This window comes from Paraburkholderia sabiae (assembly GCF_030412785.1).
Classification (GTDB): domain Bacteria; phylum Pseudomonadota; class Gammaproteobacteria; order Burkholderiales; family Burkholderiaceae; genus Paraburkholderia; species Paraburkholderia sabiae.
Genome location: NZ_CP125295.1, coordinates 3,998,335 through 4,013,147, shown reverse-complemented (window position 1 = coordinate 4,013,147; position 14,813 = coordinate 3,998,335). Strand labels below are relative to the sequence as shown.

Below are 14,813 nucleotides of genomic sequence, written 5' to 3'. Positions count from 1 at the left end.
AGGCGTGGCATCGGCTGATCCGCTTTGCGCGGCGACGGGTACGCGTTGAGATGACCTTACTTGGTCTTTTGCGCGCCCACTTCGCGGTCCCATTTCTGGAACGCGGCCACCATCGCCGCGGCGCTCAGCGGCTGAACGTGCGGACGGTCGGCCAGCAGTTTCGCGTATTCCGGGCGGCCGAATTTCTTCAGCACTTCCTGGCTGTGCTCGGGCGCCTGCGCTTCCGTCACGCCCTTGATGGCCGGCCCCGGATAGAAGTAGCCGTCGTCATAGGTCATGGCCTGCTGCGTCGGCTCGAGCATGAAGTTCATCAGCTTGTAGAGCACGTCGAGCTTTTCTTTCGGCACGCCCTTCGGAATCACCATGTAGTGGGCGTCGTTGACCCACGTCATGTTGTCGAACGATTGCACCTTGAATTCGGCGGGCACGATGCCGAGCGCGCGCGGGTTGATGTCCCAGCCCGTCACGGTCACCGTCATGTCGCGCGTGCCCTCACCCAGTTCCTTCATCACCGCCGACGTGCCGCCCGGATAGTAAGGAATGCAGTCGTTCAGCTGCTTGAGGAACGCCCAGGTCTTGTCCCAGCCGTTGACGGGATCTTTCGGGTCTTTGTCGCCGAGCACGTACGGCAGACCCATCAGGAACGTGCGGCCCGGACCGGAGTTCGCGGGACGCGCATAAATCAGCTTGTTCGGATGCGCCTTGCACCATTGCAGCAGTTGATCCGGCGTCTTGGGCGGATCGCTGACCTTGGCGGGGTTGTATTCGATCAGCGGACCGGCGGGCATATACGCGACTTCAAGACCGAAGCCCTGCGCGAGGTCCTGCATCTTGCGCGGACCGGGCGCGTACTTGTCGAGCACGCCGGGGAACTGCGCGTTGTTCTCGGGCAGCAGCTTGACCCACAGGTTTTGCTCGATACCGGCCGCAAGCGCGTCGGTGCCCGTCAGAACGAGATCGATGTCCGAACGGCCGGCTGCCTGCATTGCCTTGATCTTGCCGGGCAGTTGCGGCGCGGGTGCATTCGTGAAAGTGATGTTGGAAACGAGATTCGGGTACTTGGCCTTGAAGGCTTCGAAGCCCTTTTGCGTCAATTGAAGATCGCCGGCGACGTCGACGATATTGAGCGTGACTGGATCGGCCGCTCGTGCCGTTTGTGCGAAACCTGCGACGGCAGCACCGACTGCCACGCACACTGCCGCTACCCTGACTGACAACTTGCCAGAAAAAGCCATTTCGTCTCCTCGCCTCTTGGTATGGAACGTCCGCCGACGGGATGCGGCGGTGACGCACTACGGGCTGCTAGTGACTGAAACATAACGAACGGGCGCGCATGATGTCAAGCAAATTCTAGCCTGGCGCATATACGGACGAGCAGCCTTTCAGATTCCTCAAGTCCTTTTATGGTAAGGATTTCAGCGGATTTTGCCGACTCGTCCGTTCGACATAGGGAGAACACCGAGAGATCACTTGTTAGGCAACTTTACCGACTACACGTCAGCCGCCCCGGACGCCTTGCGTGTTCACGTAGAGCGAATACAGGCCGTGACTCGCCGCCATGAACAGGCGATTGCGATGCCGGCCGCCGAAGCACACGTTCGCGCAGCGTTCCGGCAACGCGATATGGCCGAGCGCTTCGCCTTGCGGCGAGAACACGCGCACGCCGTCGAGTTCGTCGGTGCCCATGCCCCAGCCGCACCAGAGGTTGCCGTGAATATCGACCCGAAAGCCGTCCGGCGTGCCCTGCTGCGCGTCGATCAGCACGCGGTTGCTGGTAAGCGAGCGCCCATCGCCAGCGACGTCGAACGCGCGGATCGTACGGGGCTTCGAACGCGACTCGACGATATACAACACCGACTCATCCGGTGAAAACGCGAGCCCGTTCGGTCCGATCACTTCGTCGCACACCATCGTCACTTCGCCCGTCTGCCCGTCCACGCGATACACGTTTTGCGGCAACTCAAGCTCCTGCTTCTCGCCCTCGTAGAAACTGTCGATGCCGAACGACGGATCCGTGAACCAGATCGAGCCGTCCGATTTAGCAATTACATCGTTCGGCGAATTGAAGCGCTTGCCTTGGTACGTGTCCGCGAGCACGGTAATCGAGCCATCGTATTCGGTGCGTGTGACACGCCGCGTCAGATGCTCGCAGGTCACGAGCCGCCCTTCGCGATCGCGCGTGTTGCCGTTCGCGTTGTTCGACGGCCGGCGAAACGGCGTCACCGCGCCCGTCTCTTCGTCCCATCTAAGGATGCGGTTGTTCGGGATGTCGCTCCACAGCACATAGCGGCCGTCGCCGAACCAGACGGGCCCTTCGGACCAGCGCGCGCCTTGGTACAGGCATTCGACGGAAGCCGACGCGAGGCGCAATGCATCGAAGCGTGGATCGAAACTGCGGATGGAAGGGTCGGGATAGCGGCGCGTGTTCAGGTGGCTGGGTTCGGTCATGGCGCTGTGAGTGCAAACGCCGGGCGTCGAATCGATCGACGCCCGGCGTGTTGCCGTCGTTACTGGTTGTTGTTGGTTACGTTCTTTTAGACGTTGCTTGCGCTACACGCATCAAGCCTGCGCCGGCTTGCCGTCGCGCAGACGCCAGAGCTTCAGCGGATTCTCGTCGCGCAGCGACTGCGGCAGCAGATCGGCGGGCAAGTCCTGGTAGCAGACGGGACGCAGGAAACGCTCGATCGCCGTCGCGCCGACCGACGTGGCACGCGGATCCGATGTAGCCGGGAACGGCCCGCCGTGCACCATCGCGTACGACACCTCGACGCCCGTCGGAAAGCCGTTTGCCAGAATGCGGCCGGCTTTGCGCTCGAGCGTAGGTAGCAGACGGCGCGCGATGTCGTAGTCTTCAGGCTCGATCTGCAGCGTCGCCGTCAACTGACCTTCGAGGTACTCGGTCACCTTCACCATTTCGTCGATATCGCTGCACGTCACGATCAGCGACGTCGGCCCGAAAATCTCGTCTTCGAGTTCGGCGGATGTCAGGAATTGCATCGCGGAAGTCTGGAACAACGCGGGCAGCGCGGCGCAGGTCGCATCCGACGACGTGCCACGCGCGATGCTCTGCACGCCGCGCTGTTCCGTACGATGCGCAATGCCATCCTGATAAGCGTTGGCGATGCCCGGCGTGAGCATCGTCTGCGCGCTCTTTTGCGCGAGCGCCTTCGCGGCAGCGTCAATGAAAGTCTGCTTGTTCGGCCCGTCGAGAATCAGCACGAGACCAGGATTCGTACAGAACTGTCCGACGCCGAGCGTCACCGATTCGATAAAGCCCGTTGCGATCTGCTCCGCGCGCTTCGCGAGCGCGCCCGGCAGCACGAAGAACGGATTGACGCTGCTCATCTCGGCAAACACGGGAATCGGCTCGCGGCGTTTCTGCGCGAGATTCACGAGCGCGAGGCCGCCCGCGCGCGAACCCGTGAAGCCGACCGACTTGATGGCCGGATGCTGGACGAGCGCTTCGCCGATTTCGTTGCCGGCGCCGACCACGAGCGAAAACACGCCTTCATGCAGGCCGCAATCGGCGACCGCTTTTTGAATGGCGCGGCCAACCAGTTCGGACGTACCGAGATGCGCCGGATGCGCCTTCACGACAACAGGACAACCCGCCGCGAGCGCCGACGCCGTGTCGCCGCCTGCCACAGAAAAAGCCAGCGGGAAATTGCTTGCTCCAAACACGCCGACGGGACCAACGGGAATTTTCTGCAAACGTAGATCGGGACGCGGCAGCGGCTTGCGATCCGGCTGAGCGGTATCGATCGTCGCGGCGAGCCAGCGGCCCTCGCGCACCAGCGACGCGAACAGCTTGAGCTGCCCGACCGTACGCGCGCGTTCGCCTTCGAGTCGCGCCTTCGGCAGCGCGGATTCCGCCTGAGCGCGCTCGATCAGCGTATCGCCGAGGCCGAGAATGTTCTCGGCGACGGTTTCGAGGAAATGCGCACGGATCTCGAGCGACGTTTGACGATAGGTGTCGAACGCGAGCGCGGCCAGCGTGCACGCGCGGTCCACTTCGACCGCGCCGCCCGCACCGAACTCGGGTTCGATTTCCATGTTGTGCGCCGGGTCGAACGCGCGCAGCGTGCCTTTGGTGCCGCGCACCTCGGACGCTCCGATCAGCATGTCTCCGGTAATCTGCATGTCCAGCTCCTGTCGATGGCCGTGCGACGACAACGCATGTCGCGTCGCGCGGCCTGGAATCCAAATAGTGAGTAGTGTGCGACGTCACGAATGGGCGGACGATTCCGCGAGACGGCGCTCGAACCCGAGCAAAGCCGGCGTCGCAACACTGATCTTCGCATGATCTGCCCTTGGTTCGCTGCGGCGCCGTCCGCCTTCGCTCGACGACTCGGGACGAGGACGGGACGCACGCGCGACCGCGTACTTCGCAGCATCCGGTGTGCCCTTTCTCGCGATGCCGTCAGACACACGAACCCCATCGAGACCACTCAGGCAAATTAGCACCGCGCCGCCAATGTTGTCAAACAACCTTAAACGCAGCACGCTACCATGCGTCGCGCATGAAAACGATTTTCTTCATATGAATGAAGGCCGGGCGCGCTGCGATTCGAATCGCGCTTTTAAAAAGGCTCGTATGACAACGACTCGAAAATCGGAGGGTTTGAATCAAACGTTTTGTAATCTGTTCCGATTTTCGAGACTTAGACCGTATTTAATACCGATTCAAAACCGCGCAATAACCTTTCAAAGTGCGGGTTTAATCGATACGCTGACTGGCAGAGCAGGAGCGGATTTGCGGCATTTGATGGAGAATTGCGCGGATGCAATTAAATAGCGGCCCGGCGTGACTCGATTTTGAGCCGAAAATGAAACAGGCTGGAAAATTCTCTATCGCCATTTAGTATTAACCGGCGAATAATAGTGATAAATTGATGCGAAACAAGACGATGAGTAACCGCAGCATCGGCATGGCCACGGCCCCCTCCGCTGCGCACCTCGAGAGATAGCACCTTGCCGCAACATTTCATTGAGCAGATGTCGCCGTTGCTGGAAGCGGAGAACGATGTCACCTGGTTCCGCGAAGTCGCCCGACTGGCAGACAGCTGGGGCTTTGATCGCGTGCTGGTCGGCATTCTGCCGCGGCCGGGCATGCGGCTCGAAGACGCGTTCATCCGCAGCACGTATTCGCCCACCTGGCGGCAGTTCTACAACGAGCAGGGGTTTGCGCACATCGATCCGACCGTCACGCATTGCATGACGAAATCGTCACCGCTGATCTGGTCGCCGGATCTGTTCGACACCAATCCGGCGCAAACCATGTATGAAGAAGCCCGCGCGCACGGCTTGCGCGCAGGCGTGAGCCTGCCCATTCACGGGCCGAGACAGGAATCGGGTCTGATCTGCTTCGTCAACGATCACAACCCGAGCGACGACTTCTGGCGTCATCTCGATGTCGTGTTGCCCAACCTGGTGCTGTTGCGCGACCTCGTCATCGACACGAGCCAGCCTCACCTGAACACGCACACGCAAGCTTTGGTGCCGAAGCTCACGCCGCGAGAGCAGGAGTGTCTGAAATGGACCGCGCGCGGTAAGTCCACCTGGGAAATTTCGCACATTCTCAATTGCTCGGAAGCCGTGGTGAACTTCCACCTCAAGAACATTCGCACGAAATTCGGTGTGAACTCACGGCGCGCAGCCGCCGTGATTGCTACGCAGCTCGGCCTTATTGATCCAGGTTGATGAGCTCACGCGCTTCCGGGTTGTGCAGAACCTTCTCTGCCCTGCCCAGATCGCCGTCAGTGACCGTCTTCGTGAAGTAGAGGCCTAGCAGGATCGAGACGGGTGCCGGAATCTCTGCGCCCGATTCGAAGCGGCTACCGCGCGATTGCGTGACGCCGAAACGCGCCCAGAACTGGCGCTGGCTTTCTTTCTTTTTCTTGCGGTACGCGATGATCAAAACGCGATCCACCCCGGACGAAGCGTCCGGATTGCGGCCCTGTGCGCTCGGTTGAACGTTTGCGTGAACGCCCGCTTGCCAATGATTCTGAAGTTCCATGATGTTTTTCCTGGTGATTGGCTGCCCTCATCTCAATTTTGTAATCTTCAGACCCAATCGCCACCTATCCAGGTGAGTAGGTGTTTTTTTTATCCGAAATGCATACGTTTTCCTGCGTACCTCCACCACGTAAGGAGCACACCATGCATACGGCGATTCGGATTGGCACACGGCAGGAGTTCGACAACAAGCACATCAACGAGATGTACCGACTGCGCGCCCGGGTTTTTCGCGACCGGATGGGATGGGATGTTCCGACCATCGCGGGCATGGAGATCGACGGCTACGACGCGCTGGGACCGTACTACATGCTCATTCAGGACACCGATCGCAACGTGCGCGGCTGCTGGCGGCTGATGCCGACGGAAGGCCCGAACATGCTCAAGGACACGTTCCCGCAACTGCTCGGCGGTCAGGACGCGCCACTCGGGAGGCATATCTGGGAATTGAGCCGCTTTGCTATCGAAACGGATGGCGAGCAAACGTTTGGCTTTGCAGATTTGACGATGCACGCGATCCACGAACTGGTGACGTTCGCCGACCGGATGGGCATCACCCGCTACGTGACGGTGACGACGCTGGCGATCGAACGGATGCTGCGGCGCGCGGGCATCGAGGTGACGCGGCTGGGGCCGCCCGTGAAGATCGGCGTCGAGCGTACGATCGCGCTCGACATCACCGTCGACGCGATCCGCGCGGCGGTATGCAAGCCGATGCCCGTCGCTGCCTGATGTTTCAAACGCCGCGGTTGGCTTGACGCGTTTCAGCCGCGCCGGAACGTGATGTGCGAAATCCGGCGCACGAGGAGCGCGGCTGCCAGCGCGGCGCAGCCCGTCAGCACAACACCGATGTGAATCGACTGCACGAGCACGTGACGCGCCGCGTCGAACAGCGCCGGGCCTTCGAGGCCGGCGCGCTTCAGTTCGATCAGCAGCGAGTCGCGCAGGCTTTCGTCGACGAGAATGCGCGGATCGGCGAGCTTCGGACGCCAGGTCGACTCGACGGATTCGCCGAGCACGCGCAGCGATTCTTCCACGCCCGACGCGTAGCGCCGGTTCACGATCGTCGCGACGATGCTCGTGCCGAGCATGCCGCCGACCATGCGCGTCGATTGAAGCAACGCCGTCGTGATGCCGAAGCGCTCGCGGCCGGCGATCTCCTGTCCGAATATGTTGAGATTGTTGAGGATGAAGCCGAGGCCAATGCCGACGGCCGCCATCGACAGTTCCAGGTACAGATGCGGCGTCGCCGGCGTGGCGAGCGCGATGCCGACCGACGCAGCCACCAGCAGGCTGAAGCCGATCGTCAGAATGGCCGTCGGCCGCGACATGTGGATCACGATGCGCGTGTTGATCAGGCTGCCGAGCGCGATACATGCGGCGATCGGCGTCGCCAGCAGACCGGCCTGCTGCGGCGTCAGCCCGAAGCCTCCCTGCAGCAGCAGCGGCGCGAAAAATATCAGCGAAAACATCACGAAGCCCGACAACACCGACAGCGTGAACAGCGTCACGAGCTGCGGATCCTTGAACAGATCGAGCGGCACGATGGGATGCGTCGCGCGCCGCTCGCAGACCAGCAGCGCCGCCGCGCCGACGATCACCAGCGCGGCGAGGATCAGATTGGCCGTCGTCAGGCCGTCCTTCGGCACGGCTTCGATGAAGGTCTGCAAGCCGCCGAGCACCAGCGCCACCAGCACGGCGCCCGTCCAGTCGATACGCACGTCGCCCGTGCGCTCGCGCCGGTAATACGGCAGATGCGCCCAGATGAAGTACAGCGCGAGCGCGCCGACTGGCAGGTTCACGAGAAACGTCGAGCGCCAGCCGAAGTTCTGGCTCAGCCAGCCGCCCAGCGACGGTCCCGCCGCCGTGCCGATCCCGTAAGCGGCCGCCAGCACGACCTGCCAGCGCACGCGCGTGCGTGGATCGGGGAAAAGATCGGGGATCGACGCGAACGCCGTGCCGACCATCATCCCGCCGCCGACGCCCTGCAGCCCGCGCGCGAACACCAGAAACGGCATGCTGCTCGCCAGACCACACAGCGCGGACGCGACCGTGAAGACGATCACCGCCGTGATCACGAAATACTTGCGGCCGAAGTAGTCGCCGAGCCGCCCGAACACGGGCACCGTGACCACGGACGCCAGCAGATACGCGCTCGCGATCCACGCGTAATACTCGAAACCGTGCAATTCGACGACGATCGACGGCAATGCCGTGCTGACCACCGTCTGATCAAGCGCGACCAGCATGTTGACGAGACCGATGCCGAGCATGGCCAGGAGTGCGTCGCGGAAAGGCAGAGGACGGGAAGGATTCACTTCTTTGCGATGCAACGCATGACGCGCCGCATTTTCAGATGAGGGGAAAAACGAACACGGCCGCGTGTGAAACGACGCGGCCCGGCAAGGCGGGATAAAACGTCAGGAGCCGAACATCCGGTCGCGCGCGTGCTCCAGATGCGAGCGCATGGCCTGTCCGGCAGCCGCGGAATCTTTCCGGCGGATCGCTTCGAGCACGGCGAGATGCTCGGCCTGCACGAGCCGCTGACGTTCGAGCGTCTTCACCAGCGACAGATTGCGCGACAGATTCATGCTGAACACGATCTGCTCTTCGATGAACGACATCATCGTGATGAAGAACTGGTTCTTCGACGCGCGCGCGACGGCAAGGTGGAACGCGAAGTCGTCCTTCGCACCGATGCCCTGCGTTTCGATCACGCGCTCCAGTTCGTCCCACGCGTGCTGGATCGCGGCGATGTCGTCGGCCTCGGCCATCTGCGCGGCCAGCTCGGCGCCGCCCGATTCCGTCACGATGCGGAAGTCGTAGCAGCGGCGAATGTCGGAGAGCGTTTCCAGCGGCGCGAAGCGGCGCACGTCGGGGTCAGGACGGCGCGCGACCGTCGTGCCCGAACCATGCCGCGTGACGATGATGCCGTCCGCGCGAAGCCGCGCGAGCGCCTCGCGCACCGTGGGCCGTGACGTCTCGAAACGTTCGGCGAGCGCGTGCTCGGTCGGCAGGCGTTCGCCTTCCTTGTACTCGCCTTCGAGAATGCGGTTGAGGATGTCGCCGTAGATCTTGTCCGGCAGACCAGTCGGTTTGCGCTCGTTCATCGTCGAGAAAAGCGGCTTGTCAGAATAGATTGGAATTGTAAGGCAAATAATGCGCGCCAACTTACGAAATCTCCGTCTGTCTGGGCGGAAAAGCACGTTGGCGCGCGTGTGCCGCCAGTATGAACGACCCGGCGCGCGACAGCAAAATTTGATAAATCTTTGATTGACATCTGCGCGCCCGCCGTCGAAAACCCGTGTTTTTCGGCGATCATTTAAGCTGCAAGCGGAATCCCGGCGAATTTCCACCGCTCATCATCGGCGGCCCGCGCGCTGAACATGGCGGCGCGCCGCTTTCAACGGCACGGAGGCTTCATGTACACACGCATCCTCGTTGCAGTCGACGGCAGTAACACGTCGCGCCGCGCGTTCGACGGCGCCCTGAATCTGGCCAGCAAGCTCGGCGCGACGCTGCGCGCGTTCTACGCGGTCGAAAACACGCCGATGTACTTCGACGCGCCGGGCTACGATCCGTCCGTCCTGCGCAACCGGCTGGTCGAGCAGGGCAAGGAGTTGACGGCGGAACTGTCGGCGGCGATGCGCGAACGCGGCGTATCGGGCGATATCGCGGTCGGCGAAGCCTCCTCGCTCGACGACGTGCCGACGCTCGTGCTGCGCGCCGCCGCCGATTTCACCGCCGATCTGATCGTGATGGGCACGCATGGCCGGCGCGGCATGCAGCGGCTGATACTCGGCAGCGTGGCCGAGCGCTGCGTGCGCCAGTCGACGCTGCCCGTGCTGCTGATTCCGTCCGCGGCGGGCGGCGACGACGCGGACGAGCCGAAGATCTGACGCGTCGACGCGCGCGAACGAAAGCGTGATATCGCTCAAACGCGACCGGCGCATCGACGCGTCATTTTGCCGCCTGGTTGCATGCGCATCGAGTGGGACAATCGGTTGTCACCCTTTTCAGGCCGGTTGCTACCATGCTCAATCCCACCGCCGTTGCTCCCGTTCGCGCCGCCCGCCGCCCGCCGGCCTCTTCCACGCAGCGCGCCGCGCGCAGCACCGCGCGCTGCTCATCGTGCGCGATGCGGCATCTGTGCATGCCGCAAGGCGTCGCCGCCAATGACATGCCGCAGCTCGAAGCGCTGATCTGCTCGGCGCGTGCAGTGCGTCGCGGCGAGCCGCTCTACCGTGCGGGCGATTCCTTCGACAACCTGTACGCCGTGCGCTCGGGCTCGCTGAAAACGGTGATGGCGCATCGCGACGGCCGCGAGCAGGTCACGGGTCTGCGGCTCGCGGGCGAAGCGCTGGGACTCGACGGCATCAGCAGCGACCAGCACGCGTGCAGCGCGGTGGCGCTCGAAGACAGCTCGGTGTGCATCATTCCTTACGCAGCGCTCAAGCATCTGTGCCGCGAAGTCAGTTCGATGCAGGATCGGCTGCACAAGCTGATGGGCGAACAGATCGTCCGCGAAGCCGCGCAGATGATGGTGCTCGGTTCGCTGAGCGCCGACGAGCGCGTCGCGGCTTTCCTGCTCGACATCTCCGAACGCAACGCGCAGCGCGGCTATTCATCGGCGGAATTCAATCTGCGGATGACGCGCGAAGACATGGGCAGCTACCTCGGCATGACGCTCGAAACCGTGAGCCGCACCTTGTCAAGATTTCAAAAGCGCGGACTGATCGACGCACAAGGGCGCTTCATTCACATCGTCGATCCCGACGGTCTGCGCAAGGTCGGCGCGGTCGCGAACGCCTGATTCTGTCGGGCTCTCACTGATTCTCGCCGGGTCTGACGCTCGGCCTCGCATCGTGCGACGCCGATGCGCATCCGCCTGGCACGTCTCCTGCGGCTGCGGTACAGTTTAAGACTGTCCCGTTCCATGCAAGAAGCTTGCAGCCTCACGAGGAGACCCGGCGAATGAATCGCGACCCCGCTCCGCACCACCCGCTGGTCCAACGGCTCATCGACGCACGCCGCGTTACCGACGCCCTGTTCTCGGTCGTCAAACCCGAATACCTGTATGAACGTCCGATCCGCGAGCGGCACCGGATCGTGTTCTACATCGGCCATCTCGAAGCCTTCGACCGCAATCTGTTCGACGAGCGGCTTTGTCCGCTGCCCGCGTTTTCGCCCGAACTCGACCAGCTGTTCGCGTTCGGCATCGATCCCGTCGACGGCGGCTTTCCGATGGATCAACCTTCCGACTGGCCGTCGCTCGAAGCCGTGCACGACTACGCGACGAGGGCGCGCGAGCAGATCGATGAACGTCTCGCCGAATTCGAATTTGGCAGCGGCGGGATGTCGACGGGCTCGCCCGAGCAGTTGATGCACGTCGCCATCGAACACCGGCTGATGCACGCGGAAACGCTCGCGTACATGCTGCATCAGTTGCCGCTCGAGATGAAGGCTGCGCCTGAGGGCGCGGTATCGAACGCGGTATCGGCGCGCAACGTCGACACATCGCCGATGGTGCGCGTGTCCGCGGGCGAAGCCGTGCTCGGCATGAAGAAGGAAGACGGACGCTTCGGCTGGGACAACGAATTCGGCGAGCAGCGCGTGCAGGTCGACGCATTCGACATGGACCGCTACATGGTGACGAACGCGCAGTTCATGGAGTTCATCGACGCGGGCGGCTACGGCAACCGCGCGTACTGGAACGACAAGGACTGGGCGTGGAAAGAAGCCGAAGGCATCGCGCATCCCGTCACGTGGTCGCAAGGTGCCGAAGGTAGTTGGACCTTGCGCACGATGTTCGAGGATATCGCGCTGCCGCCCGACTGGCCCGTCTACGTGAGCCACGCCGAAGCAGCCGCGTACGCGCGCTGGGCAGGCAAGACGCTGCCCACGGAAGCGCAGTGGCAACGCGCCGCGCAAGGCGTGCCGCACGCGCCATCGGGCAACTACGATTTCCGCAGCTGGGACCCGCAAGCCGTCGATGCCGCGCCCGACAACGTCAGCGCATTCGGCGTCGAAGGACTGTACGGCAATGGCTGGGAATGGACGTCGTCGCTGTTCGACGCGCTGCCGGGCTTCGATGCGTTCCCGTTCTATCTCGGCTACTCGGCGAACTTCTTCGACGGCCAGCATTACGTGCTGAAGGGCGGCTCGGCGCGCACCGCGCAGTGCATGCTGCGGCCGACGTTTCGTAACTGGTTTCAGCCGCGTTATCAGCACGTGTATGCGGGCTTCCGTTGCGTGCAGGCCGTCTGACGAAGCACCGATAACCGAAGTCCACACGAAGCCTGCGCCGCACATCGTCCACGCGGCGCACGCTTCAATCACCTAGCCCGAAGCCAACAGCACCGCGTCTGCACTATCATTTCCGCCAGTCTCACTCGCCGGGAACGGTATGGAACTTCGGCATCTCCGCTACTTCATCGCTGTCGCCGAGTTGCGCAGCGTGCGCGCCGCGTCCGAACAACTACACGTGACCCAGCCAGCCATTTCCCGCCAGGTGCAAGACCTCGAAGATGCGATCGGCGCGGCGCTGTTCGAGCGCACGCCGCGTGGTCTGAAGCTGACGGCGGCAGGCATCGCGTATCTGTCGGAAGCGCGTGAGATTCTCGCGCGCGTCGATGCCGCGAATCGTCTCGCGCGCCGCATTGCGTCGGGCGTGCAAGGTCATCTGCGCATCGGCTTCGTCGAGAACGCCGCGTGGAGCGGCATCGTCTCGCAGGCATTGCGCGCGTTCGAACAGGCAGCGCCCGACGTCGCGCTCGAACTTCAGCCGATGAACACGCCTGAGCAATTCGATTCGCTCGCCGCAGGAAGACTCGACGGCGGTTTCTGCTATCGCGTAGGCGCGCTGCCCGAAGGCATCGCGAGCGTGTCCGTACTCGAGCAGAACGTAGTACTGGCCGTGCCAGACACCTGGCCGCCTGGCGACGCAGGCCCGGTCGCCGCCGCCGAACTCACGGGCAAGCCGTTCATCGCGTTTCCTCGCAACGTGTACCCCGCGTACTACGATCGCCTGATTGCCGCCTGCGCCGAACGTGGCCTCACGCTCGACATCCGCCAGGAAGCATCGACGGAAACGGCTATCCTCTCGCTCGTTTCTGCGGGCATGGGCGCCGCGATCGTCAACGCCGCGAATCGCGACCGGCCGCCCGCGCGCGTGCGCTTCGTCGATCTGCACGACCTCTCGCTGCCGCTGCCGCTCGAATTCTGTTTCGTCGAACACGAAGCCAACCCCGCGCTGAGCCGCTTCATCGAGCAGCTGAAATAGCGGCGATCCACGTCGAAAGCGATGCCTTGAAGGCATCGGCTGCCGCAGAAAACGGCATTGGCCGTAATGCCGTTCAGTTAAGCGACTGAACGGCATTTTTATTGGTAGCTCGAATTGGTTGTAAACGCGGCGTGGCGATGTTAACTTTCATCGCCATGCTGGTCGATGATTTGCGCCTCCTTGTTGAATCACAGCCGCCGCTCGATTGGGACCGGCTAGGCCAGCATCTGCCGTACAAATGGATCGAGTATGCGGTGCAGGCCAGTGGCAGTGCCAGCGTGCGTCGGCGTCGGCTACCCGCACAGCAGGTCGTGTGGCTAGTGATTGCGCTGGCGTTGTATCGGCACCAGTCGATCAGCGAGGTCGTCGATGAACTGGACCTTGCGCTACCCGCACCCGATGCGTCATTTGTCAGCAAGAGCGCCATCGCCCAGGCGCGGCAGCGTATCGGCGCCGCCCCCCTGGCGTGGCTGTTTCATGAATCGGCCCGGAACTGGATCGCGCAGGATCAGGCGAAGTACCTGTTCAAGGGATTCTCGCTATTCGCGATGGATGGCACGACGCTGCGAACCACCGACAGTGTCGCCAACCGCAGGCATTTCGGCGCCTCGGCTGCCGCTCACGGTCGGGTGGGCAGCTATCCCCAACTGCGCGCGGTCACGCTCACCGCCCTGGCGACGCATCTGGTGTGTGATGCCGGGTTCGGCCCTTACGATATCAATGAGATGATCTGGGCGCGTGAGCTCATCCCTCGTGTGCCAGACAACTCCATTACCGTTTTTGATAAGGGGTTCCTGTCGGCCCAGATCCTGTGCAATCTGGCTTCAGGCGGCGAGAACCGGCATTTCATCATCCCGGCCAGATCGAACCTGCGCTGGGAGGTCGTGAGCGGGTGCGACGGTGACCAGATCGTGCGCATGCGTGTGTCGCCGCAGGCCCGCACGAAATGCCCCGAGCTGCCCGAATTCTGGCAGGCGCGCGCCGTGCTGGCCGTCGATGCACGTGGCCGGCAACGGACATTGCTCACGTCCCTGACTGATCGAAGGCGTTTCAAGGCGGCTGACATTGTGTCGTGCTACGAGCGTCGCTGGCAGATCGACACCAGCTACCATGAACTGAAGCAGTCGATGCTGGGCATGGAACTGACCCTTCGCAGCCAGACCGTACAAGGTGTCTATCAGGAGTTCTGGGGGGCTCTGATCGCCTATAACCTGAGTCGCCTGGAGATGGCCAGGGCGGCACTCGACGCCCGGCACGCACCCGACGAGCTGAGCTTCATCCGCGCGTTTCACACCATTCAGTACGAAATGACGTGGGCGGCCGTGACGCGCTCGTACGGCAAACTGCCAGCGCTGCTCAGGCGCCTGCGCGAGCGGCTCAAGCAACTTCCCAACGACAAACGGCCCGGGCGCAGTTGCGCTCGGGCCGTCAAATCCAGACCGTTTCGCTATACCGTTCGGTTCCTCAAAAGAGACCTTAACTGAACGGCATTACGGCATTGGCCGGGCGTTTTATC

The 14,813-nt window shown here is 62.7% G+C and carries 13 protein-coding genes; 7 read left to right on the top strand and 6 right to left on the bottom strand.

The features are described from left to right. Positions 1 to 56 precede the first annotated feature (56 nt). The 3 genes from QEN71_RS18020 to QEN71_RS18010 all read right to left on the bottom strand — a co-directional run bounded on the left by QEN71_RS18020 (position 57) and on the right by QEN71_RS18010 (position 4,140). A complete protein-coding gene (locus QEN71_RS18020; RefSeq protein ID WP_201661765.1) occupies positions 57 to 1,235 on the bottom strand; it encodes an ABC transporter substrate-binding protein in 1,179 nt (392 codons plus the stop codon). Positions 1,236 to 1,497: 262 nt separating this feature from the next. Further along, entirely contained in the window at positions 1,498 to 2,448 is a 951-nt protein-coding gene (locus QEN71_RS18015; protein WP_201661762.1) for an SMP-30/gluconolactonase/LRE family protein, read from the bottom strand. A gap of 111 nt (positions 2,449 to 2,559) precedes the next feature. Then, positions 2,560 to 4,140, bottom strand: coding sequence for an aldehyde dehydrogenase (NADP(+)) (locus QEN71_RS18010; protein WP_201661759.1), 1,581 nt, complete (start codon positions 4,138 to 4,140; stop codon positions 2,560 to 2,562). A gap of 855 nt (positions 4,141 to 4,995) precedes the next feature. Here QEN71_RS18010 and QEN71_RS18005 point away from each other — a divergent pair. Continuing rightward, complete coding sequence (locus QEN71_RS18005; protein WP_201661819.1) at positions 4,996 to 5,700, top strand: helix-turn-helix transcriptional regulator; 705 nt, start codon at positions 4,996 to 4,998, stop codon at positions 5,698 to 5,700. Here the strand turns inward: QEN71_RS18005 and QEN71_RS18000 are convergent. Next, positions 5,684 to 6,016: a helix-turn-helix domain-containing protein gene (locus QEN71_RS18000; protein WP_201661756.1), complete on the bottom strand. Its 333-nt coding sequence runs from the start codon at positions 6,014 to 6,016 to the stop codon at positions 5,684 to 5,686. The genes QEN71_RS18005 and QEN71_RS18000 overlap by 17 nt on opposite strands. 143 nt (positions 6,017 to 6,159) lie before the next feature. Here QEN71_RS18000 and QEN71_RS17995 point away from each other — a divergent pair, with 143 nt between their 5' ends. Further along, on the top strand, positions 6,160 to 6,747 hold the full coding sequence (locus QEN71_RS17995; RefSeq protein WP_201661753.1) for an acyl-homoserine-lactone synthase: 588 nt from the start codon (positions 6,160 to 6,162) through the stop codon (positions 6,745 to 6,747). 32 nt (positions 6,748 to 6,779) lie between these two features. On the opposite strand, the gene QEN71_RS17990 is transcribed toward QEN71_RS17995, so the two are convergent. Both QEN71_RS17990 and QEN71_RS17985 read right to left on the bottom strand, forming a co-directional pair. After that, on the bottom strand, positions 6,780 to 8,288 hold the full coding sequence (locus QEN71_RS17990) for an MFS transporter (RefSeq protein ID WP_201661750.1): 1,509 nt from the start codon (positions 8,286 to 8,288) through the stop codon (positions 6,780 to 6,782). Between the two features lie 147 nt (positions 8,289 to 8,435). Then, the gene (locus QEN71_RS17985; protein ID WP_201661746.1) at positions 8,436 to 9,125 is read right to left on the bottom strand and encodes a FadR/GntR family transcriptional regulator; all 690 of its coding nucleotides are present in this window, start codon (positions 9,123 to 9,125) and stop codon (positions 8,436 to 8,438) included. Between the two features lie 312 nt (positions 9,126 to 9,437). Between QEN71_RS17985 and QEN71_RS17980 the strand changes: the two genes are divergently transcribed. From QEN71_RS17980 to QEN71_RS17960, 5 genes are all read left to right on the top strand, one after another. Beyond that, complete coding sequence (locus QEN71_RS17980; protein WP_201661743.1) at positions 9,438 to 9,914, top strand: universal stress protein; 477 nt, start codon at positions 9,438 to 9,440, stop codon at positions 9,912 to 9,914. A 134-nt stretch (positions 9,915 to 10,048) separates the two neighbouring features. After that, complete coding sequence (locus QEN71_RS17975; protein WP_233472166.1) at positions 10,049 to 10,828, top strand: helix-turn-helix domain-containing protein; 780 nt, start codon at positions 10,049 to 10,051, stop codon at positions 10,826 to 10,828. Positions 10,829 to 10,989: 161 nt separating this feature from the next. Continuing rightward, positions 10,990 to 12,282, top strand: a complete 1,293-nt coding sequence (locus QEN71_RS17970; RefSeq protein ID WP_201661740.1) for an SUMF1/EgtB/PvdO family nonheme iron enzyme — start codon at positions 10,990 to 10,992, stop codon at positions 12,280 to 12,282. A gap of 139 nt (positions 12,283 to 12,421) precedes the next feature. After that, positions 12,422 to 13,297: a LysR family transcriptional regulator gene (locus QEN71_RS17965; protein ID WP_201661723.1), complete on the top strand. Its 876-nt coding sequence runs from the start codon at positions 12,422 to 12,424 to the stop codon at positions 13,295 to 13,297. A 155-nt stretch (positions 13,298 to 13,452) separates the two neighbouring features. After that, positions 13,453 to 14,781, top strand: a complete 1,329-nt coding sequence (locus QEN71_RS17960; protein ID WP_456093885.1) for an IS4 family transposase — start codon at positions 13,453 to 13,455, stop codon at positions 14,779 to 14,781. Positions 14,782 to 14,813: the final 32 nt, after the last annotated feature.

Coding starts and splice junctions, on each gene's coding strand:
- QEN71_RS18015 (WP_201661762.1), bottom strand. CDS start 2,448: ATGACCGAACCCAGCCACCTGAACACGCGCCGCTATCCCGACCCTTCC.
- QEN71_RS17980 (WP_201661743.1), top strand. CDS start 9,438: ATGTACACACGCATCCTCGTTGCAGTCGACGGCAGTAACACGTCGCGC.
- QEN71_RS17975 (WP_233472166.1), top strand. CDS start 10,049: ATGCTCAATCCCACCGCCGTTGCTCCCGTTCGCGCCGCCCGCCGCCCG.
- QEN71_RS17990 (WP_201661750.1), bottom strand. CDS start 8,288: ATGCTCGGCATCGGTCTCGTCAACATGCTGGTCGCGCTTGATCAGACG.
- QEN71_RS17985 (WP_201661746.1), bottom strand. CDS start 9,125: ATGAACGAGCGCAAACCGACTGGTCTGCCGGACAAGATCTACGGCGAC.
- QEN71_RS17965 (WP_201661723.1), top strand. CDS start 12,422: ATGGAACTTCGGCATCTCCGCTACTTCATCGCTGTCGCCGAGTTGCGC.
- QEN71_RS18010 (WP_201661759.1), bottom strand. CDS start 4,140: ATGCAGATTACCGGAGACATGCTGATCGGAGCGTCCGAGGTGCGCGGC.
- QEN71_RS17960 (WP_456093885.1), top strand. CDS start 13,453: ATGCTGGTCGATGATTTGCGCCTCCTTGTTGAATCACAGCCGCCGCTC.
- QEN71_RS18020 (WP_201661765.1), bottom strand. CDS start 1,235: ATGGCTTTTTCTGGCAAGTTGTCAGTCAGGGTAGCGGCAGTGTGCGTG.
- QEN71_RS18005 (WP_201661819.1), top strand. CDS start 4,996: ATGTCGCCGTTGCTGGAAGCGGAGAACGATGTCACCTGGTTCCGCGAA.
- QEN71_RS18000 (WP_201661756.1), bottom strand. CDS start 6,016: ATGGAACTTCAGAATCATTGGCAAGCGGGCGTTCACGCAAACGTTCAA.
- QEN71_RS17970 (WP_201661740.1), top strand. CDS start 10,990: ATGAATCGCGACCCCGCTCCGCACCACCCGCTGGTCCAACGGCTCATC.
- QEN71_RS17995 (WP_201661753.1), top strand. CDS start 6,160: ATGCATACGGCGATTCGGATTGGCACACGGCAGGAGTTCGACAACAAG.